18 protein-coding genes and 1 pseudogene are annotated in these 20,883 nt (G+C 34.2%); 17 read left to right on the top strand and 2 right to left on the bottom strand.

Translation table 11 applies throughout. The features are described from left to right. The 4 genes and pseudogenes from OIU83_RS03740 to OIU83_RS03725 form a co-directional block, all read left to right on the top strand. Positions 1-364 (top strand): annotated as a pseudogene (locus tag OIU83_RS03740) (hypothetical protein); the annotation flags it as partial. Positions 365-381: 17 nt separating this feature from the next. After that, a complete protein-coding gene (locus tag OIU83_RS03735; RefSeq protein WP_264204926.1) occupies positions 382-552 on the top strand; it encodes a hypothetical protein in 171 nt (56 codons plus the stop codon). A 4-nt stretch (positions 553-556) separates the two neighbouring features. Beyond that, positions 557-1,948 carry a T6SS phospholipase effector Tle1-like catalytic domain-containing protein gene (locus tag OIU83_RS03730; protein WP_264204925.1) on the top strand — a complete coding sequence of 464 codons (1,392 nt, stop codon included), beginning with the start codon at positions 557-559 and terminating at the stop codon, positions 1,946-1,948. A gap of 1 nt (position 1,949) precedes the next feature. Further along, positions 1,950-3,041: a DUF2931 family protein gene (locus OIU83_RS03725; protein ID WP_264204924.1), complete on the top strand. Its 1,092-nt coding sequence runs from the start codon at positions 1,950-1,952 to the stop codon at positions 3,039-3,041. Positions 3,042-3,111: 70 nt separating this feature from the next. Here OIU83_RS03725 and yihA read toward each other — a convergent pair whose 3' ends face one another. Together yihA and OIU83_RS03715 are read right to left on the bottom strand one after the other, a co-directional pair. Further along, positions 3,112-3,732 (bottom strand): ribosome biogenesis GTP-binding protein YihA/YsxC, encoded by a 621-nt coding sequence (gene yihA, locus OIU83_RS03720; protein WP_264204923.1) that lies wholly within the window; start codon positions 3,730-3,732, stop codon positions 3,112-3,114. A gap of 43 nt (positions 3,733-3,775) precedes the next feature. Continuing rightward, positions 3,776-4,540, bottom strand: a complete 765-nt coding sequence (locus OIU83_RS03715; RefSeq protein ID WP_264204922.1) for an alpha/beta fold hydrolase — start codon at positions 4,538-4,540, stop codon at positions 3,776-3,778. 377 nt (positions 4,541-4,917) lie between these two features. On the opposite strand from OIU83_RS03715, the gene mraZ reads away from it, so the two are divergent. The 13 genes from mraZ (at position 4,918) to ftsZ (ending at position 20,719) form a co-directional block, all read left to right on the top strand. Continuing rightward, positions 4,918-5,391: a division/cell wall cluster transcriptional repressor MraZ gene (mraZ, locus tag OIU83_RS03710; protein WP_264204921.1), complete on the top strand. Its 474-nt coding sequence runs from the start codon at positions 4,918-4,920 to the stop codon at positions 5,389-5,391. Further along, positions 5,366-6,274 (top strand): 16S rRNA (cytosine(1402)-N(4))-methyltransferase RsmH, encoded by a 909-nt coding sequence (gene rsmH, locus OIU83_RS03705; RefSeq protein ID WP_264204920.1) that lies wholly within the window; start codon positions 5,366-5,368, stop codon positions 6,272-6,274. The genes mraZ and rsmH overlap by 26 nt, the downstream gene beginning before the upstream one ends. A gap of 18 nt (positions 6,275-6,292) precedes the next feature. Next, a complete protein-coding gene (locus OIU83_RS03700; protein ID WP_264204919.1) occupies positions 6,293-6,640 on the top strand; it encodes an FtsL-like putative cell division protein in 348 nt (115 codons plus the stop codon). Further along, the gene (locus OIU83_RS03695; protein WP_264204918.1) at positions 6,631-8,634 is read left to right on the top strand and encodes a penicillin-binding protein; all 2,004 of its coding nucleotides are present in this window, start codon (positions 6,631-6,633) and stop codon (positions 8,632-8,634) included. The genes OIU83_RS03700 and OIU83_RS03695 overlap by 10 nt, the downstream gene beginning before the upstream one ends. Next, complete coding sequence (locus OIU83_RS03690) at positions 8,631-10,094, top strand: UDP-N-acetylmuramoyl-L-alanyl-D-glutamate--2,6-diaminopimelate ligase (RefSeq protein WP_264204917.1); 1,464 nt, start codon at positions 8,631-8,633, stop codon at positions 10,092-10,094. The genes OIU83_RS03695 and OIU83_RS03690 overlap by 4 nt, the downstream gene beginning before the upstream one ends. Positions 10,095-10,104: 10 nt before the next feature. Then, the gene (mraY, locus tag OIU83_RS03685) at positions 10,105-11,337 is read left to right on the top strand and encodes a phospho-N-acetylmuramoyl-pentapeptide-transferase (RefSeq protein ID WP_264204916.1); all 1,233 of its coding nucleotides are present in this window, start codon (positions 10,105-10,107) and stop codon (positions 11,335-11,337) included. A 1-nt stretch (position 11,338) separates the two neighbouring features. After that, positions 11,339-12,670 (top strand): UDP-N-acetylmuramoyl-L-alanine--D-glutamate ligase, encoded by a 1,332-nt coding sequence (murD, locus tag OIU83_RS03680; protein ID WP_264204915.1) that lies wholly within the window; start codon positions 11,339-11,341, stop codon positions 12,668-12,670. Positions 12,671-12,743: 73 nt separating this feature from the next. Next, entirely contained in the window at positions 12,744-14,048 is a 1,305-nt protein-coding gene (locus tag OIU83_RS03675) for an FtsW/RodA/SpoVE family cell cycle protein (RefSeq protein ID WP_264204914.1), read from the top strand. Positions 14,049-14,103: 55 nt separating this feature from the next. Further along, positions 14,104-15,192 (top strand): undecaprenyldiphospho-muramoylpentapeptide beta-N-acetylglucosaminyltransferase, encoded by a 1,089-nt coding sequence (gene murG, locus OIU83_RS03670; RefSeq protein WP_264204913.1) that lies wholly within the window; start codon positions 14,104-14,106, stop codon positions 15,190-15,192. A 67-nt stretch (positions 15,193-15,259) separates the two neighbouring features. Next, positions 15,260-16,609 (top strand): UDP-N-acetylmuramate--L-alanine ligase, encoded by a 1,350-nt coding sequence (murC, locus tag OIU83_RS03665; RefSeq protein ID WP_264204912.1) that lies wholly within the window; start codon positions 15,260-15,262, stop codon positions 16,607-16,609. After that, a complete protein-coding gene (locus OIU83_RS03660; RefSeq protein ID WP_264204911.1) occupies positions 16,596-17,318 on the top strand; it encodes a cell division protein FtsQ/DivIB in 723 nt (240 codons plus the stop codon). The genes murC and OIU83_RS03660 overlap by 14 nt, the downstream gene beginning before the upstream one ends. A 6-nt stretch (positions 17,319-17,324) precedes the next feature. Continuing rightward, complete coding sequence (gene ftsA / locus OIU83_RS03655) at positions 17,325-18,710, top strand: cell division protein FtsA (protein WP_264204910.1); 1,386 nt, start codon at positions 17,325-17,327, stop codon at positions 18,708-18,710. Between the two features lie 50 nt (positions 18,711-18,760). Next, on the top strand, positions 18,761-20,719 hold the full coding sequence (ftsZ, locus tag OIU83_RS03650) for a cell division protein FtsZ (protein ID WP_264204909.1): 1,959 nt from the start codon (positions 18,761-18,763) through the stop codon (positions 20,717-20,719). Positions 20,720-20,883: the final 164 nt, after the last annotated feature.

Raw genomic sequence — 20,883 nt, 5'->3', positions numbered from 1 at the left:
TCCAAGCGGGAATGAAATTCATCTGGATGAAAATAACAAAAACATGAACTTTACGTCTCCCGAAACGGTCACTTTTAATTGCAAAAACTTTATAATAAATGCCTCAGAGGGGATTACTTATAATGCAGGAACAGATATAATACAAAAAGCAGCGCATGATATTGATATTAATGCTGGTGGAAATATTAATGAGGCCGCAGACAATAAAAGTGAAAATATAGAAAAAACAATTACCCGAAGCTCTCACGAATCTACCCATTATGCCGAAAAAGTAACTATTTTAAGTACCGACGAAAATATGCTTTTGGAGAGTAGCCAGAAAACAGTAGAAATAAATAGCGCAGAACAATCCAACTTTTTTTAATATTTAAAACTCATTTTATGGCAATTAATAAAACCGCAAAGAACTTAACTATAGAAATTAAGAATAAATATACCTGTATTGCAAAGACGATTTATGAAACCACTGGAAAGGTCGAGATTGTAGCAACCAAAGATAACCTAACACTAGTTTCGAATAAAAAAGTAATCATAAGAGGTAATAAATCATAACAATATGTCGAACATAATATTTGGAAAGCCCCGATTTGTAGTGCCAAAAAAAGATTTTGATGAAAGAAATGACGTAACGATTGGTGTATTCTTTGATGGAACATCGAACAATAGAGAAAATATTGAAGGGCGAAGAAAAAATCCTAATCTAAAAAAAGGGCTTGGAAACGTGAGTTTTGGTAACGACAATACCAATGTAGACAAACTCCAAAAAGCATATCCAGATGAAACACATTATTTCTCTATTTATGTAGAAGGTATTGGTACTAAAAACCCAAAAGAGAACAAAGATGGTTCATTGAGTTATTATGGTGATTTTACACGTGGACAAGCAGGTGGCAAAGGAGAAACAGGACTTTATGAAAAAGTAGAAAAAGGATGTTTTGATCTTATAAGGAAATTAAAGAAAAAAAATGAGGAAAATATAAGCACTTTATATATCGATGTTTTTGGTTTTAGCCGTGGCGCAGCCGCAGCACGCATTTTTGTAAATGAGTTGTATAAGACCAAAGATTCCGGAGACAGCGCTAGTTATGCAATGGGCTGTTTAGGCAAAGCCTTTAAAGAGCTGGATTATAAAGAAAAACCGTACCGTATAAAAATAAGACTCTTAGGTTTATACGATACAGTTTCGTCTTATGGAGGTAATGTTTTCGACGATATTACGGTCGATAAAATACCCTTACACATTCCTATAGTAGGCTTTACAGTACATCTTACTGCTGAGGATGAACATCGCGAAAAATTCCCACTTACTAATATTGCCAGTGCAGGTGCAAACAGTAAAGAGCTATACTTACCAGGGGTACACTCAGACATAGGTGGCGGGTATAAAAATAAAGAGTGGGAACAAACCATTTTATCAGAATCCTCACACATGTTAAGGAGCGAAATGCTAAAAATGCAGGAACAGGGTTGGTTCAAAGAAAAAGAAATGATAGAACATTTTGAATTTCTCGAAGGCAACAGATTCCCAAGCAATGAGTACAGTCTTGTAATCCTACACTTAATGGCAGAGTTTGGAAAACGTAAATATAAAATTCCGTGGGATTATAGAAAAGTTTTAAATAAAGAATATGAAATCCCGTCAGCACTTGATGCTATCAAAAAACGTCTTGACGAATATGCCTTTGAAGGCAAGCCCAAGATGACATTTTTTAGTAAAAAGGAATTAGAAGAAAAAGAGAAACGCTTAGGAAATAATGAAACCGAAATAGATAAATTTTATTCCCAAGCCGAAGATCATAAAATGTTAATGACATTACGCAATAAATACTTACATTGCTCTGCGAGCATGGACGGCATAGGCATGGAACCCCGCATGACAAAACCTACCGGAGTGGGATCAAACTCTTATAGAGAAATAATTTGGGAACGATTTATAATAAATGGATAATATGAAAAACAAAATAAAAGTAATCGTATTACTTACATTATTAAACCTAACACTGGCTTCGTGCCAAAAGAACATGGAACAAAAAAAATACAGCTGGACCACTGCTGCTTGCACGCCAAAAAACTATCCTGCCGAAATTTTCTCAGGGCATTTAATATTAGGAACGAAACCTAACAGTGCATATGTGTATATGCCTTTTGATTGTATTATTGATAGTAAAAATCTAGGAGATAATGATGGGTCATCTTCTGGTGAAACTACAGGAAATACACCAAAAGTATTAGATATTACTTGGATGTCTTATACTGAAAACAAAAGTTATTCAGGGATTTTTAATCTTGATACTGATAAAATAGAGGCATTGATGATTAACGGTAGTGAAAGACCTTATTGGGATGTACCAACTAAAAAAGCAGGAATTGTTAAAGATTATGATTTTACAATCAATGCAGCACTTTTCCCTGGTGGGATAGTGGTGTTATACGTATTTAGCCCATCTAGTATGACAATTGTAGGGCGTTACCAAGCCCATGAAGATAAAAATGTAGATTGGAAAGTTGCACATAAATCAATGACGGATAAAAAGGGAATTGATGAATATGTTAATTATATGAATGAAGATTTACCTCAAGAAATAAAAGACCAGATTACACAAGAAACAATACCTTTTGGCTATTGGGATACTTTGTTTCGAACCTACTCATTAACACCTGTAGTAAAACCCGAAGACAAAGTAGAGACGATAAAATTTAATTATATTAACGGTGAGTTCGAATCTATTTTCCTGAGTTTAAACAATAATATAATGCCAATAAAAAAGAGAGCAGCACCACGAAAAATGAATATTGTTTGGCACGATATAAACGACAGGCGCATGGAAAGCTATGTTTACTTTGATGAAAAAAAAATAAAAACTCTATTTGAGCAAACCAAACCCAATGAAGGTATTGGTTTTGTAATTAATATAGATAGAAATACCAAGCCACGAGAAACAACAGGAATCTCTATAAAACTAAAAACTAATGATAGAGAAATAGATTTACAAGAAGCAATAGTATCGCAAGAAACGTTTACAAAACCAGTACCGTATTAATTGATCCAAAACTAAAAATCCCAAAACCGATAAAAGTTTTGGGATTTTTTTTATTTCTGAAAAGAGTATTTTAAAACTGACTATTGTTTTTAAATACCTCTTGGTTTACTTCATCAATGTAATTTAAGACTTCATCTTTACCTGTTGATTCTGTTGCTGATGTTACGAAATAATGAGGCATTTCGGCCCAGTTATTGGCGAACATTTTCTTTTTGTAAGCGGCAACATGAGAATCGATTTTTACTTTACTGATTTTGTCAGCTTTGGTAAAAATGATGCAAAACGGAATTTCGCTTTCTCCCATGTACGACATAAATTCAATATCGATAGCTTGAGCTTCATGACGAATATCGATTAATACAAAAGCGCAAACTAATTGTTCGCGAGTTTCAAAATAATCAGTAATGAACTGTTGGAAAACAGATTTTGTTTTTTTAGAAACTTTGGCATATCCATATCCTGGTAAATCCACAAGGAACCAATTGTTGTTAATCAGGAAATGATTTATCAATTGTGTTTTTCCAGGGCGACCAGAAGTTTTTGCCAAGTTTTTATGATTGGTCAGCATGTTGATCAAAGAAGACTTTCCTACATTTGATCTTCCTATAAAAGCATATTCTGGCAAGAAGTCCTTAGGACATTTGCTAACATCAGAATTACTAATTATAAATTCGGCGGTATTTATTTTCATATCTATACTATTTCTAAAACCTCCTCAAATTCGAAAGCATTTATTATAAATTGGTTTTTTGCAACCATTCTTCAAGAATTTTGTTAAACTCTTCCGGATGTTCCATCATGGCAGCATGTCCACATTTGTCTATCCAGTATAAAGAAGAGTTAGGAAGTAATTTGTTAAACTCTTCGGCTACGTCTGGAGGAGTTACTTTATCATTTTTACCCCATATGATACAAGTTTCAACTTGCATCTTAGGTAGGTCTTTTGCCATATTGTGACGAATAGCACTTTTGGCAATCGTAAGTGTTTTAATTAATTTTATGCGATCATTTACAGAGGCATAAACTTCATCGATAAGCTCTGGTGTTGCAATTTTAGGATCATAAAAAACATCTTCAGCTTTTCTTCTTATGTATTCGTAATCGCCTCTTTTAGGGTAACTGTCTCCCATTGCGCTTTCATAAAGTCCGGAACTACCTGTTATAACAAGACCTATTACTTTTTCTGGGTATAGCTTGGTGTGGTATAGGGCAATATGTCCACCTAGCGAATTCCCTAGCAAGATAACTTTGTCGAATCCTTTGAAAGTAATAAAATCCTTAACGTATTTTGCAAAGCTCTTTACGTTTGTCTTTAAGATACTTTGTGTGTATATCGGTAAATCGGGTATTACTATTCTATACCCTTTATTTGAAAAATATTCGGCTACGGCATCAAAGTTACTAAGTCCTCCCATGAGGCCATGTAATATAACAATAGGTGTCCCTTCTCCAGCTTCATAATAGCTGTATCTACCTTCTTTTTTGTAATGTTTATCCATCTAACTAAGTACCGATTTCAATTTGGACAAATATAGGGTTTAATACATAAATATGGATTTTTGAAAACAATTTTTAACTAGATAATTTTAGTAGAAGTAATAAATACCTAAAAATCAGTCGCTATATGTTCTGATTTTTTTCTTTTTTATCATAAAAATAGTCAAAAACGGACAGTGAATTTTTAACAATATCGCTTTGGTTTTTATTATGTAGAATCATTCTTACAAGGAATTTTAAAAGAGGCTAACGTTCTGACTCTGCATAATTTAAGGGTTTTGGGGTAAAAGTGGTTAAACTTATCAACAAAGTGGTATATAGTGGTAAATTGTGGTAATATTTTTTATATTTTTGCTGTGTAACATATCCATACTTTTTTTTGAACACAATTGTCGGGACATATGAGTGTAAAGTCGATGCTAAAGGGAGGCTTTTGATGCCTGCACCTTTAAAAAAGCAGTTGGCAACCTCACTTCAAAACGGATTTGTTTTGAAGCGTTCCGTATTTCAGACTTGTCTGGAGTTGTATCCGATGGAAGAATGGGATTTGATGATGCAGAAAATTAATAAACTGAATCGTTTTGTAAAAAAGAACAATGATTTTATCAGAAGGTTTACCGCTGGAGTTAAGATTGTTGAGATTGATGCATTAGGACGTTTATTGATTCCGAAAGATTTAATGACTTTTTCTGGTATTTCGAAAGATGTAGTGTTTTCATCAGCAGTGAATATTGTTGAGATATGGGATAAAGAGTTATACGAAAAATCAATTAGCGGCGAAGATATGGATTTTGCAGATTTAGCCGAAGAAGTAATGGGAAATATAAATGACGACGACAATGGAATATCATAATCCGGTTTTGCTTCATCCAACAGTAGATGGCTTGAATATTAAGCCTGACGGCATTTATGTAGATGTAACGTTTGGTGGTGGTGGACACTCAAAAGAGATTTTAAACAGGCTAGGGCCAAATGGAAAGTTGTTTGCTTTTGATCAGGACGAAGACGCTTTGGCGAATGCCTTGCCTGATGAGAGGTTTACTTTAATAAATGAGAATTTTAGATTTATAAAAAGGTTCTTGCGTTTTCATGGTGTAAGAGGAGTAGATGGGATTTTGGCAGACTTAGGTGTTTCATCACATCAATTTGATGTTGCCGAAAGAGGATTTTCTACTCGTTTTGATGCTGAGCTAGATATGAGAATGAGTCAGAAGAATGATTTAAATGCATATCGTGTGGTTAATGAATATGACGAGCAGGATTTACGCAGAGTTTTTTTGGATTATGGAGAATTGAAAAATGCACCAGTTTTGTCAAGAACAATTGTAGAGGCCAGAGAGCACAGACCAATTAAAACTACAGACGAATTGAAAGAGGTTTTGGCGAAATATTTACCTGAAAGAGTTCGAAATAAAATATTAGCTCAGATTTATCAGGCCATTCGTATTGAGGTAAATCAGGAAATGGATGTGTTGAAAGAATTCATCGAGCAATCATTGGAGATATTAAACCCAGGTGGAAGATTAAGTGTTATTTCATATCACTCACTGGAAGATAGACTGGTGAAACGTTTTATTAAAAACGGAATGTTTGAAGGAGAGCCAGAACGTGATTTTTATGGAAACTTTACGGTTCCATTTAAAACCATCGGAAAGCTAATAGTTCCGGACAATGCGGAAATTAAAATAAATAACAGAGCAAGAAGTGCAAAGCTAAGAATTGCCGAAAAAAGATAGGTACTATAATAAGGTATAATGAAACACGGAGTATTTGACATATTAAAAGCAAGATTTCTTATTAATGATGACGCTGTGAAAAATTGGCGTTTTATCGTTTTTATAATTCTGCTGGCAATAATAATGATTGCAAATACACAACGATACGAACAAAAGGTTTTTGAAATTGCAAAATTGAATAATGAAGTAAAGGAATTGCGATCGGAGTTTGTAGACAGGCGTTCGGAATTGATGAAGTTAAAAATGGAATCGACAGTATCGGAAAAAATGCTTGCTAAAGAAATTTATCCATCGACAGTTCCACCGATTAAAATTGAAGTAAAGAAAGAAAAAGAAAAGAGCTTTTTTAAACGCATATGGCAGTAGACGATAAAAATATATCCTACAGAATTTATCTGGTAGCAGTTTTCATCTTTTTGATGGCAATTGGTATTGTCGTGAAGTTAACTAATATTCAGTGGGTTGAAGGTGATTATTATCGAAAATTGGCCAAGCAACGTACTGTGAAGAATTTTGTTATTCCTGCTAATAAAGGGAATATTTATTCTGCCGACGGAAGCCTTTTGGCAACTTCTATTCCTAATTATGAAATTCGATTTGACGCTGTTGCGCCAAAAACAGAAGCATTCGAGAAGAATGTAAAATTACTTTCGGATTCTTTGTCGGTAGTTTTAGGAAGACCTAGTGGCTATTATCAAAACGAATTAAGAAAGGCTAGAGCCAATAAAAACAGGTATTTTTTGATTGCTCGCAAGTTGAGTTATACAGATTATATAAAAATAAAGAGGTTCCCATTATTTAATTTGGGAGCTTATAAAGGAGGAATCATCATTGAGCAGGAAACGGTAAGAGAACATCCTATCGGGAAAATTGCAGAGCGTACTATCGGTTATGATAAAGGCGGTGTTAGTGGGGACTCAATGGGTAAAGGAATCGAATGGGCTTTTAGAAAATATCTGAATGGAAAAGACGGTAAAATTCTAAAGCAAAAAATTGCAAAAGGGCAGTGGAAACCTATTCGTGATGTAAATGAAGTAGATCCTCAAGATGGATATGATGTAATCTCGACAATAGATGTTTTTATTCAAGATATCGCGCATCATGCATTGTTAAAACAATTAGAAGATTATGAGGCAGATCACGGTTGTGTAGTTGTTATGGAAACCGAAACGGGACATATCAAAGCAATTTCCAACTTGGGTAGAGCAGATGATGGATCTTATTACGAAACAACAAATTATGCTATAGCTGAATCGCATGAGCCGGGATCAACTTTTAAATTGGTTGATTTAATGACGATTCTAGAAGATAAAGTTGCCGATACGAGTACCGTTTATGACAGTCATAACGGGATTGTAAAATATTATGGGCGTTCGGTACGTGATTCACATATAGGCGGTTATGGAAAAATATCATTGGCACGAGGTTTTGAATTATCGTCGAATACAGTAATGGTTCAGGCGGTATATGATAATTATAAAAACAACCCTTCTAAGTTTGTAAATCATATTAATGGGTACGGATTAAATAAAATACTAGGATTGCAATTTCAAGGAGAAGGAAGACCTTATATACCACAACCAGGAGACAAACATTGGTCGGGGGTTTCATTGCCATGGATGGCTTTTGGATACGGTGTTTCAGTAACGCCATTGCAAACGTTGACTTATTATAATTCTGTTGCAAATAATGGAGTAATGGTTAAGCCACAGTTTGTTTCGGAGATAAAAGAATGGAATAGAACGATTAAAAAGTTTGATGTCGAGGTTTTGAATCCTAAAGTATGTTCGCCGGAAACAATCAAAAAGCTAAAAGCAGTTTTGGCGAATGTGGTAAAAAAAGGAACAGGATCTAAGTTGTATTCGAAGGATTTTTCGATGGCAGGTAAAACAGGAACGGCTATGGTAAATTACGGAAATGTAGGGAGAGCAGGTTTGTATTATGCATCCTCTTTTGTTGGATATTTTCCGGCAGATCATCCAAAATATTCTTGTATTGTGGTTGTTCATAAACCAAATACATCCAGAAATAATTATTACGGAGCAGATGTAGCAGGACCAGTTTTTAAAAGAATTGCTCAAAAGATTTTTACAGATGCGCCATCGACAAATGAAATAAAGAGATTAGATACTAAAATTCCTAAGCAAGAAAGTAATTACGATGCTTATTATACTCAAGTACAAAAAAAGCAACAATCTATTCCAGATGTAAAAGGAATGTCGGGTATGGATGCTATTGCCTTACTTGAAAATTTAGGGCTTAAAGTAAAAATTAACGGAATTGGAAAAGTGAAAAATCAATCACTTCAGGCAGGGCAGAATATAGCCAAAAACACAACTATAGTATTAGAATTATCGTGAGCATATTAAAAGACATATTATACAAAGTAGCTATTGAGTCGGTAACCGGTTCAACAGATATTGCTATTCATAAAATAGATTTTGATTCTAGAAAAATAGAGGGAAATGATGTTTTTGTGGCCATTCGTGGTTCACTTTCTGATGGTCATGATTATATCCAAAAAGCAATCGATCTTGGTGCAACAGCTATTATCTGTGATACATTGCCAGAGGTTTTAGTAAAAGGAGTTACTTACATTAAAGTTAAAGATACCAATTCGGCTTTGGCTTTTATGGCGGCTAATTATTTTGATAATCCATCAGAAAAAATAAAATTAGTTGGTATTACAGGAACAAACGGAAAAACTACGATTGCCTCATTGTTGTATCAATTATTTAAAAAAGCAGGATTTAAAGTAGGTTTATTATCTACAGTAAAAATATTAGTTGACGAGACGGAATATAAAGCAACTCATACAACACCAGATTCTATTACAATCAATCATTATTTAAATGAAATGATTGAGGCTGGAGTTACGTATTGTTTTATGGAAGTGAGTTCACACGGAATTCATCAAAAACGTACTGAAGCATTGCATTTTGTAGGTGGGATTTTTACAAATTTATCACACGATCATTTGGATTACCATCCAACGTTTGCAGATTATAGAGATGTTAAAAAATCGTTTTTTGATTCATTACCTAAATCTGCATTTGCATTATCAAATATTGATGATAAAAACGGTCCTGTAATGTTACAGAATACTGTAGCTCAAAAACGTACTTATGCTTTAAAAACATACGCAGATTATAAAGCGCAAATTTTAGAAAATCAATTATCAGGATTGTTATTAAAAATAAATGATAATGAAGTTTGGGTAAAATTGATAGGAACATTTAATGCTTATAATCTATTGGCTATTTATGGAACTGCAATTGAATTAGGAATTGATAGTCTTGAAGCGTTGCGATTGCTATCGGATTTAGAAAGTGTTTCTGGACGTTTTCAATTCATTGTTTCAGATTCTAATATCACGGCGATTGTAGATTACGCTCATACTCCAGATGCGTTAGAAAATGTATTGAAAACCATAAATGATATTCGTACTAAAAACGAGCAATTAATTACGGTTGTAGGTTGTGGAGGTAATAGAGATAAAACCAAACGTCCGATTATGGCACAAATTGGTTCGGAATTAAGTGATAAGGCAATATTTACATCGGATAATCCTAGAAATGAAGATCCAGAAACTATAATTAGTGAAATGGAAAAAGGTGTTGAACCACAAAATTATAAAAAAACATTGGCGATTACAGATAGAAAACAAGCTATAAAAACAGCTTGTCAATTGGCTCAGCCTAACGATATTATTTTAATAGCAGGTAAAGGGCATGAAACATATCAAGAGGTAAATGGTGTACGTCACGATTTTGATGATATGCAGGTTGTTAAGGAAATTTTAGCACAACTAAACAAATAAAACCAGATATATGCTATACTATTTATTTGAATATTTAGACAAAACTTTAGATGTGCCAGGAACAGGTGTTTTTCAGTACATTACTTTTAGATCAGCATTGGCATTTTTGCTTTCGTTGCTTTTGTCTACAATTTATGGAAAAAGGATTATCAATTTTCTAAGAAACCAACAAGTGGGTGAAACTGTTCGTGAGCTTGGTCTTGCTGGACAAAATGAAAAAGCAGGTACGCCAACTATGGGTGGGTTAATCATCATATTTGCTACGCTTGTGCCGGTTTTGTTGTTTGCTAAACTTCATAACATTTATATTGTATTGTTAATTGTTACCACACTTTGGATGGGGGTAATTGGTTTTGTGGATGATTATATTAAAATTTTCAAAAAGGACAAACAAGGACTTAAAGGAATTTTTAAAGTTATCGGGCAAGTAGGTTTAGGCTTAATTGTAGGTTCTGTACTTTATTTTAGTCCAAATGTTACTGTAAGAACCGATACAGGGAACAGTAATATTTATAGAGTTCAATCAACAACGAGTGTTATAGTTCCAGCACTTATTGAAGAAAAATCAACGGTTACAACAATTCCTTTCTTTAAAAATAACGAATTTGATTATGCCGAATTATTGGCTTGGACAGGCGAAGGATATGAAAAATGGGCATGGTTAATTTTTATACCAGTTGTGATTTTTATTATCACAGCAGTTTCCAATGGGGCTAATTTAACCGATGGGATAGATGGTCTTGCAGCAGGAACTTCGGCAATATCGGTGCTTGCGCTCGGGATATTTACATTCCTTTCTGGAAATATTATTTTCTCGAATTACCTCAATATTATGTACATCCCCAATTCGGGAGAGATGACGGTCTTTATATCGGCCTTTGTGGGGGCATTAATTGGATTTCTTTGGTACAACTCCTATCCGGCATCGGTTTTTATGGGAGATACAGGAAGTTTAACAATAGGAGGGATAATAGCTGTTTTGGCAATTGCAGTTCGTAAAGAGATGTTGATTGTTTTATTCTGTGGTATTTTCTTGGCGGAAAGTGCTTCGGTAATTATTCAGGTAGCTTATTTTAAATATACTAAAAGACGTTTTGGTGAAGGAAGAAGAATATTCCTGATGTCACCATTACACCATCATTACCAAAAGAAAGGATATCACGAGAGTAAGATTGTGACCCGATTTTGGATCGTTGCTATCATGTTGGCCATATTGTCTATCATAACATTAAAACTAAGATAATATGAGGCTAGTAGTTTTAGGTGGAGGAGAAAGTGGTGTTGGTACCGCTATTCTTGGAAAGAAGAAAGGATATGATGTTTTTGTTTCCGATTATGGAAAGATAAACGAGAGTTATAAAGAAGTTCTTATCATTAATGGAATTGCTTGGGAAGAAGAAAAGCATACTGAGGATTTGATTTTAAATGCCGATGTGGTAATGAAAAGTCCTGGTATTCCTGAGAAATCACCAATAGTAAAAAAACTTGTTGAGAAAGGGATTAAAGTAATCTCCGAAATTGAGTTTGCAAAGCCTTATACCGAAGCGCTTACTATCGGGATTACAGGAAGTAATGGTAAGACGACAACAACAATGTTAACGCATCATTTGTTAAAATCGGCAGGATTAAATGTTGGATTGGGAGGGAACATCGGAAAGAGTTTTGCATGGCAGGTAGCCGAAAACAAATTTGATGTTTATGTGCTTGAATTGAGCAGTTTTCAATTGGACGGGATTATAGATTACAGACCTGATATTGCAATTATTACCAATATTAGTCCGGATCATTTAGACAGATATGATTATAAGTATGAGAATTATATCAACTCGAAGTTTAGGGTGACGATGAATCAAACAGAAAGTGATTATCTTATTTACGATGCCGATGATGAAGCAATAACCGAATGGCTTAAAAATAACACCACAAAAGCAAAACTAATTCCTTTTTCGTTGACTAAAGAACTCAATGAGGGAGCATTTATAAAAAACAACAAAATGGAAATTAAGATTAACCAAGAAGAGTTTACAATGGATACTGAGTACATTGCTTTAGAGGGAAAACATAATACGAAAAATGCAATGGCAGCAAGTTCAGTAGCTAAATTGATGCAGATAAGAAATGCAACAATTCGTGAAAGTTTATCTAATTTTCAAGGTGTTGAACACCGTTTAGAAAAAGTTCTGAAAATTCAGAACGTACAATATATTAATGATTCAAAAGCAACAAATGTAAATGCTACTTTTTTTGCTTTGGATAGTATGAATGCTCCAACAGTTTGGATTGTTGGTGGTGTTGATAAAGGAAATGATTATAACGAATTAATGTCATTAGTTCGTGAGAAAGTAAAAGCAATTATTTGTCTTGGTGTTGATAACAGAAAAATTATCGATGCTTTTGGAAATGTAGTTGATATTATGGTTGAAGTTAATAATATGAATGACGCTGTAAAAACAGCACAACGCTTAACCGAAAAAGGAGATGCGGTATTATTATCTCCAGCTTGTGCAAGTTTCGATTTATTCGAAAACTACGAAGACAGAGGAAAGCAATTTAAGTTGGCAGTACACAATCTATAAAAGTTTAAGGTTTAATGTTTAAGGTTGAGCAACTTTAAACATTAAACAAAAATAACTTTAAACAAAATTGAAGATGAAAGAACTAGTAAACAAATTAAAAGGAGATAGGGTAATATGGTCATTCGTGGCTTTATTGGCTTTGTTTTCGTTTATGCCTGTTTTTAGTGCGAGTAGTAATTTGGCTTATATAGGTCATGGAACAGGAAATACATTAGGTTATTTGGTAAAACATCTGGCTCATATTTGTATTGGTTTTTTAATTATTTACTGGGTTCACAAAGTACCGTATCATTATTTTAGAGCAATTTCCAAAGTGGCTTTACCAGTGGTTTGGCTTTTATTGGCTTATACGCTTTTAAAAGGAACTGTTATTGCTGGGGCAAATGCGAGTCGTTGGATTCAGGTTCCGTTTATCGGAATCACGTTTCAGACGTCTACATTGGCATCGATGGTATTGTTCATTTTTGTGGCACGTTATTTATCTAAAACCAGAGATGAAGATGAACCTTTTCAGGTTTCATTAATACAGCTTTGGATGCCGGTTTTTATTACGTTGATGCTTATTTTGCCAGCGAACTTTTCGACTACGGCACTTATTTTTTCGATGGTAATAATGCTGACATTTATTGGTAAATATCCTTTAAAATATATTGGATTCATTATAGGTTCGGGTGTTGTAATGTTTCTTTTCTTTCTTCTTTTGGCGAAAGCCTTTCCGGAATCTCGCTTTTTTAGCAGGGTAGGAACATGGGGAAGTAGAATTGAAAATTTCACGACCGATAAGCCAGATGAAGATGATTACCAGATAGAAAAGGCAAAGATCGCTATTGCATCTGGAAAATTAGGAGGTTTAGGACCGGGGAAAAGTGTTCAGAAGAACTTTTTGCCACAATCATCTTCCGATTTTATCTATGCAATAATTGTAGAGGAATATGGTTTAATAGGAGGTTTGACAATATTGTGTTTGTATTTATTGTTGATGTTCCGATTTGTAATCGCATCGCATAAAGCCAATACGCTATTTGGGAAGTTAGTCGTCGTCGGGCTCGGTTTCCCAATGATATTTCAAGCGATGATTAATATGGCTGTAGCTGTTGAATTATTGCCGGTAACAGGACAAACATTACCGCTTATTAGTAGTGGAGGTAGTTCGATTTGGATGACTTGTTTTGCACTTGGAATTATTATTAGTGTTACCAAAAAAGACGAAGAAATAGAAGAGGAGCTAAAGGAAAAAGAAAAAAGAGAAGAAGCGCTTCAAAAATTAATAGACAAACAATTAGAAGAAGAGAATGAAGTAGTGAATGGTGATGAAGTAGCAGCAGGTTATTCTATAGAAGATAATGCAAAGAATCCCATGGAACCTGTTATGAGATGATTAGACTAAAGAAAGAGAATATAATAATTTTTAAAATGTAGTAACATTTAAAAATATGACAAAATATAAATTCATATTAAGCGGTGGTGGAACTGGAGGACATATTTACCCTGCAATTGCAATTGCGAATGAATTAAAGTTACAATATCCCAATGCTGAATTTCTTTTTGTTGGTGCCAAAGACAAAATGGAAATGCAGAAAGTACCACAAGCGGGATATCATATAAAAGGTCTTTGGATTGCTGGATTACAACGAAAATTAACTTTTCAGAATGCCATGTTTCCTTTTAAGTTAATGAGTAGTTTATTGCAATCAAGAAAAATAATAAAAGATTTTAAGCCAAATGTAGTTATTGGAACAGGAGGTTTTGCAAGTGGTCCGCTATTACAAATGGCGGGTTCGGCAGGAATCCCAACAGTTATCCAGGAACAAAATTCATTTCCGGGAATTACTAATAAATTGCTTAGTAAAAAAGCTAGTGCTATTTGTGTAGCGTATAAAAATTTGGAACGATTTTTCCCCGTAGATAAAATTGTTTTAACTGGTAATCCGGTTCGTCAGGATTTAATTGATATTGATGGCAAAAGAGCCGAAGCAATTGGGTTTTATAATTTGGATTCAAATAAAAAAACGTTGTTAATTCTTGGAGGAAGCCTTGGTGCGAGAAGAGTAAACCAATTAATAGAAAAAGAATTACCAAATATCCTTTCTCAAAATATTCAGGTTATCTGGCAATGTGGGAAATTATATTTTGAAGATTATAAAAAATACAATCAACCAAATGTAAAAGTGGTTGATTTTATCGAAAGAATGGATTTTGTTTATGCAGCCGCTGATATTATCATTTCAAGAGCTGGAGCATCATCGGTTTCGGAATTATGTATAGTTGGGAAGCCGGTTATTTTTATTCCGTCGCCAAATGTAGCCGAAGATCATCAAACAAAAAATGCACAAGCTGTTGTAAATCAGAAAGGTGCGGTTTTATTGAAAGAATCTGAGCTAAATAGCGAGTTTAGCATTGTTTTTGAAGCGCTGTTGAAGGATGAAGGAAAGCAAAAACTGCTTAGTGAGAACATCAAACGCTTGGCTATGCCAGGTGCGACAAAAGCAATTGTTGAAGAAATTATAAAGTTGATTAAATAAAAAAATAGTTATAAAGTTGAAGGTCTATGCATAAAGTTTAGCGCCTAAAGCCTAAAGCAAAAAAGAAATGAATTTAAACCAAATACAGAACGTCTATTTTATAGGAATTGGAGGCATCGGAATGAGTGCTCTGGCTCGTTATTTCAAGAATATTGGAAAACAGGTTTCAGGTTACGATAAAACACCTTCAACGCTTACAAATGAGTTAATCGAAAGCGGAATTAATATTCATTTTGAAGATAATATTAATCTAATTCCTAAAGATTATTTTATAGAAAATACGTTGGTAATTGTTACACCAGCAGTGCCTGTTACGCATTCGGAATGGAATTATTTTATAGAAAGAAATTACGAGGTTAAGAAAAGAGCCGAAGTTTTGGGAATTATAACCAAAGGGACTTTTTGTTATGCAGTTGCGGGAACACATGGTAAAACGACCACATCAAGCATTTTAGGACATATTTTATATGTAAGTGGAGCTGATGTTACTGCTTTTGTTGGAGGAATTGTTGAGAATTATAGTTCGAATTTAATAGGAAACGGGAAAACTGTTACGGTAGTTGAAGCAGATGAATTTGATCGTTCTTTCTTGCATTTACATCCAAATATTGCTTGTATTACATCCATGGATGCCGATCATTTGGATATTTATGGCACAAGCGAAGCCATCGAAGCTTCATTTGTAGAGTTTGCTAATAAGGTTGAGGATAAGAGGAATCTTTTTATAACCAAAGAATTGCCTCTTGAAGGAGTGCAATGTGCTATTAATGAAGATGCCCAGTTTAAAGCGTTTAATGTTAGAATTGCAAAAGGTAGTTATGTTTTTGATGTGCAAACGCCATCAGAGACGATTAAAGATTTACATTTTGCATTACCAGGTATGCATAATTTAATGAATGCATTAATGGCTATTGCAATGGCAAAAACTGGTGGTACGCCAACAGCAGCTATAGTAAAAGCAATTGCTTCTTTTGGCGGAATAAGAAGACGTTTTTCTTATCAGATAAAAACTGATAATTTAGTTTATATAGATGATTATGCACATCATCCAACAGAAATAAATGCAGTAAATCAAGCTGTTAGAGAGTTATATCCGGGGCAAAAAGTGTTAGCTATTTTTCAGCCACATTTGTTTAGCAGAACGAGAGATTTTGCAGATGGTTTTGCTAAAAGTTTATCAGCTTTTGATGAAGTGATTTTGATGGATATTTATCCGGCTAGAGAATTGCCGATGGAAGGAATTACATCGCAATGGTTAATGGATAAAATGGACAATTCTAACAAGAAAATTGTTGCAAAAAATGATTTATTAGCATCGATTAAAGCTAGTGATGCAACGATAATTGTTACAATTGGAGCTGGTGATATAGGTGAATTAGTGCCGTCAATTAAAAATATTTTAAATGAAACTAATTAATTGGACAAATATCCGTTTAGTACTCATGTTTGGGGTAGTTATTTTTTTGTTTTCGTTCACTTCACATAGAAATGGAGAGCGAAAATTAAAGAAATCGACTGTGGTTTTTATAGGGGATAACTCACTTTTTGTAAAACAAGAAGCGGTTAATAAATTGTTAATAGAAAATAAAAGAGATGCTTCTAGTATTAAAAAAGAAGGGTTAGATTTGAATAAGATAGAGAAAACCCTTAATTCGCAAGAGATGATTGAAAAATCAGATGTATTTGTGAGTATAGATGGTATTCTAAAAGCAGTAGTAAAACAGAAGACACCGATAGCCCGCGTTATGAACGGGAATGAGTCTTTCTATATTGATTACGAGGGTAGTAAAATGCCTTTGTCGGATAATTTTACAGCGAGAGTTCCTCTTGTTTCGGGGGATATAAATAATAAAAATAACGAAGATTTAGCTACTTTATTTCGCATGATTTATGACGATGCATTTTTGAAAAAAAATATCATTGCAATACAGATTATGCCTAATGGTAGCTTAAAAATGCTTAACAGAAATTTTAATTACGAGATAGATTTTGGCAGAACGATAAATGTTGAGCGAAAATTTAACAATTATAAAGCCTTTTTTCAAAAGGCTGTTTTAGATAGTTCGTTATACAAATACAATAAGATTGATCTCAGGTTTACGGAACAAGTAGTTTGCACAAAATAATAGATAATGGAAAAAGATAATATTGCAGTAGGTCTAGATATTGGTACAACCAAAATTGTTGCCATGATAGGTAAGAAAAATGAATATGGTAAGCTTGAGATTTTAGGAATCGGAAAATCAAAAAGCTTAGGTGTTGCAAGAGGTGTTGTAAACAACATTACTCAAACAATACAATCTATTCAACAGGCGATACATGAAGCGGAGAATAATTCGGGTTACAAGATTAAAGATGTAGTTGTAGGTATTGCAGGGCAACATATTCGTAGCATCCAGCATACTGATTACATAAGCAGAAGCAATCCTGAAGAGGTAATTGGAGAAAATGATATTCAGCTTTTAATAGATCAGGTTAATAAACTTGCAATGTTACCAGGCGAAGAAATTATTCATGTTTTACCACAGGAATTTAAAATTGATGGACAATCGGAGATTAAAGAGCCGATCGGAATGTACGGAGGAAGATTAGAATCTAGTTTTCACGTTGTGGTTGGACAAGCGTCATCCATAAGAAACGTAGGACGATGTATTCAAAGTTCAGGAATTGAATTATCGGGTTTAACATTAGAGCCTTTGGCTTCGGCAGATGCAGTATTGAGTCAGGAAGAAAAAGAAGCTGGTGTTGCGCTTATTGATATTGGTGGTGGAACTACAGATTTGGCGATTTTTAAAGATGGAATTATTCGTCATACAGCAGTTATTCCTTTTGGAGGAAATGTAATTACTGATGATATAAAAGAAGGTTGTTCGATAATCGAAAAACAAGCTGAGTTATTAAAAATTAAATTCGGGTCGGCATGGCCAGGAGAAAATAAAGATAACGAAATTGTTTCGATTCCGGGATTAAGAGGAAGAGAGCCAAAAGAAATTTCTTTGAAGAATTTGTCAAAAATAATTCATGCTCGTGTAGTCGAAATCGTAGATCAGGTTTTTACAGAAGTAAAAGCTTACGGTCATGAAGATCCCCGCAAGAAATTAATTGCAGGAATTGTTCTTACAGGTGGTGGAGCTCAACTAAAACACATTAAACAATTAGTAGAGTACATTACAGGAATGGATACGAGAATTGGTTATCCAAATGAGCATTTGGCAGGTAACTCGGATGAGGAAATTTCCAGCCCGTTATATGCTACTGCAGTAGGATTAGTAATGAACAGTATTGAAAATAGAACTCAAAGTGCTGTAAGACAGGATGTGATAGAGCAACCTAAGGCACAACAATATAGAGCTCCGGTGCAACAGCAACAACAATACGAGGTTGAAGAGTCTTATGTAGAGGCTGTTGAAGAAGTGAAGAAGGTAGTTAAAGAAGAATCAACTGAAACAAAAATAAGAAGATCCTTTTTTGACCGATATGTCGATAAAATCAAAGATTTTTTAGACAACGCTGAATAAGCGATTTGAAATAATACAAGAATTAATATTTAATATCAAAAACCAAAAATATGATGGGCAACTCAGAATTTGGAAGCATTTCATTTGATTTACCAAAAAATCAATCAAATGTAATAAAAGTTATCGGTGTAGGCGGTGGAGGTAGTAATGCCATAAACCATATGTTTAAGCAAGGAATTAAAGGGGTAGATTTTATCGTTTGTAATACAGATTCACAAGCGCTTCAAAATAGTTCTGTGCCTAATAAAATTCAGTTAGGTGTTAATCTAACGGAAGGTTTAGGAGCTGGAGCCAACCCGGATGTAGGACAACAATCGGCTATTGAGAGTATCGCCGATATCGAGAAAATGTTGGATCGCAATACCAAGATGGTATTCATTACTGCTGGTATGGGTGGTGGTACCGGTACAGGTGCTGCTCCAGTAATTGCGCAGTTATCTAAGGAAAGAGAGATTCTTACAGTTGGAATTGTTACTATTCCGTTTCTTTTCGAAGGAAAAGTACGTCAGGAGCAAGCGCTTTTGGGTATTGAAAAGTTACGTAAACAAGTTGATTCATTAATTGTAATTAACAATAATAAATTAAGAGAAGTATACGGAAATCTTGGTTTTAAAGCAGGATTCTCCAAAGCTGATGAAGTTTTGGCAACAGCCTCAAGAGGTATTGCCGAAGTAATTACGCATCACTATACTCAAAATATCGATTTACGTGACGCTAAGACAGTATTGTCTAATAGTGGAACGGCTATAATGGGGTCATCTATAGCTTCTGGCGAGACAAGAGCTAAAGAGGCTATTGTTTCGGCATTGGATTCTCCATTGTTAAACGATAATAAAATTACAGGAGCCAAAAACGTATTGTTGCTTATTGTTTCAGGTTCTAATGAGATTACACTTGATGAAATAGGTGAAATCAATGATCACATTCAAGCTGAGGCAGGTTTTAATGCTAATATCATTATGGGGGTTGGTGAAGACGAAACCCTTGGTGAGGCTATTGCAGTTACAATAATTGCGACAGGTTTTGATGTGGAACAACAAAACGAAATCGTAAATACTGAGCCTAAAAAAATAATCCATACATTAGAAGATGAGCAAAGAAGTGTTCATAATCTAACGAATAGAACGCTTACTTCTTTTGATTTAAATGCAGAAACACCTTCAACACCAAAATCAGAAGAAAAAATAGTTTTTGAATTAATAGACGATACTCCTGCACCTACAGCAGTTGCGCCAATTGTTCAAGCGCCAGTGATTAACGAGGATGAGTTAGTTGTAATGTCTGAATTTATTAAAAATTTGGATGTAACTTTTGAAATCGTTTCTCCGATTACCGATATTGATTTTACAATTTCAGCTCCAGAAGTTGCCCCTGTAAGAGCTGTACAGCAAAAATTTGTAGAAAAAGAAGAACAAACAACTTTCTCTTTCGACCTGCCACTTTTTAGAACAGAACCGGAAGTTAAAGCTGAACCAGTAGTTGAAGATAAAAGAGTTTTATTTGAATTAACAAATGAAACACGTGATATTAAAGTAAATCAGCCAGTTCGATTTGTTCCTGTAACAGAGCTTTCTGATAACGGAATTATCAAGCATTCTCTTGAAGAGTATATGGAAGTTGAAAATGATTTGACTTCAGCAAAACCTGTTCAAAAAGTAGTTGAAGAAGTTATTCCGGAAGAGCTAAATATTACGGTTCACCATAGAGTTATGACGCCAGAAACTAATTTTTCTGCCGAAGTATCTCCAATGGAATTAACCATCGAAGAAACATTGCGCTTAAGAGCTGATGAAAGAAGAAAAAAATTAAAAGAATTTAATTATAAGTTCCATAATAACGTTTCCAGAGTTGAAGAATTGGAGAAAGAGCCAGCCTATAAAAGATTAGGTATTGATCTTTCTAATAATTCACAGAACAATACAAACTCCAGAATCTCTGTAGGAACAGATAGTAATAATGATTTGCAGTTGCGTTCCAATAATTCATTTTTGCACGACAACGTAGATTAATACGGTTAAATCAAAATGAAGTAACCCGAAAATTGAATTTAATTTTCGGGTTATTTTTTTTATCTTCGCACAGAATTGAAATCGATAGAATTCTATATATAGATTTTGAATTAAAAAATCAAATTTTCAAATCATATAAGCTTTGCTTATTAAAAAATAATACT

Source organism: Flavobacterium shii (assembly GCF_025847235.1).
In the GTDB taxonomy this organism is placed as follows: Bacteria; Bacteroidota; Bacteroidia; order Flavobacteriales; family Flavobacteriaceae; genus Flavobacterium; species Flavobacterium shii.
Note: the sequence above shows the minus strand (reverse complement) of the source record. Positions and strands in the feature narration are given on the sequence as shown.

Excerpts from the sequence above, each read along its gene's own strand:
- OIU83_RS03715 (WP_264204922.1), bottom strand. The coding sequence starts at position 4,540 with ATGGATAAACATTACAAAAAAGAAGGTAGATACAGCTATTATGAAGCT.
- murG (WP_264204913.1), top strand. The coding sequence starts at position 14,104 with ATGACAAAATATAAATTCATATTAAGCGGTGGTGGAACTGGAGGACAT.
- ftsZ (WP_264204909.1), top strand. The coding sequence starts at position 18,761 with ATGATGGGCAACTCAGAATTTGGAAGCATTTCATTTGATTTACCAAAA.
- OIU83_RS03735 (WP_264204926.1), top strand. The coding sequence starts at position 382 with ATGGCAATTAATAAAACCGCAAAGAACTTAACTATAGAAATTAAGAAT.
- OIU83_RS03675 (WP_264204914.1), top strand. The coding sequence starts at position 12,744 with ATGAAAGAACTAGTAAACAAATTAAAAGGAGATAGGGTAATATGGTCA.
- murD (WP_264204915.1), top strand. The coding sequence starts at position 11,339 with ATGAGGCTAGTAGTTTTAGGTGGAGGAGAAAGTGGTGTTGGTACCGCT.
- yihA (WP_264204923.1), bottom strand. The coding sequence starts at position 3,732 with ATGAAAATAAATACCGCCGAATTTATAATTAGTAATTCTGATGTTAGC.
- murC (WP_264204912.1), top strand. The coding sequence starts at position 15,260 with ATGAATTTAAACCAAATACAGAACGTCTATTTTATAGGAATTGGAGGC.
- mraY (WP_264204916.1), top strand. The coding sequence starts at position 10,105 with ATGCTATACTATTTATTTGAATATTTAGACAAAACTTTAGATGTGCCA.
- OIU83_RS03660 (WP_264204911.1), top strand. The coding sequence starts at position 16,596 with ATGAAACTAATTAATTGGACAAATATCCGTTTAGTACTCATGTTTGGG.
- OIU83_RS03725 (WP_264204924.1), top strand. The coding sequence starts at position 1,950 with ATGAAAAACAAAATAAAAGTAATCGTATTACTTACATTATTAAACCTA.
- ftsA (WP_264204910.1), top strand. The coding sequence starts at position 17,325 with ATGGAAAAAGATAATATTGCAGTAGGTCTAGATATTGGTACAACCAAA.
- OIU83_RS03700 (WP_264204919.1), top strand. The coding sequence starts at position 6,293 with ATGAAACACGGAGTATTTGACATATTAAAAGCAAGATTTCTTATTAAT.
- rsmH (WP_264204920.1), top strand. The coding sequence starts at position 5,366 with ATGACGACGACAATGGAATATCATAATCCGGTTTTGCTTCATCCAACA.
- OIU83_RS03695 (WP_264204918.1), top strand. The coding sequence starts at position 6,631 with ATGGCAGTAGACGATAAAAATATATCCTACAGAATTTATCTGGTAGCA.
- OIU83_RS03730 (WP_264204925.1), top strand. The coding sequence starts at position 557 with ATGTCGAACATAATATTTGGAAAGCCCCGATTTGTAGTGCCAAAAAAA.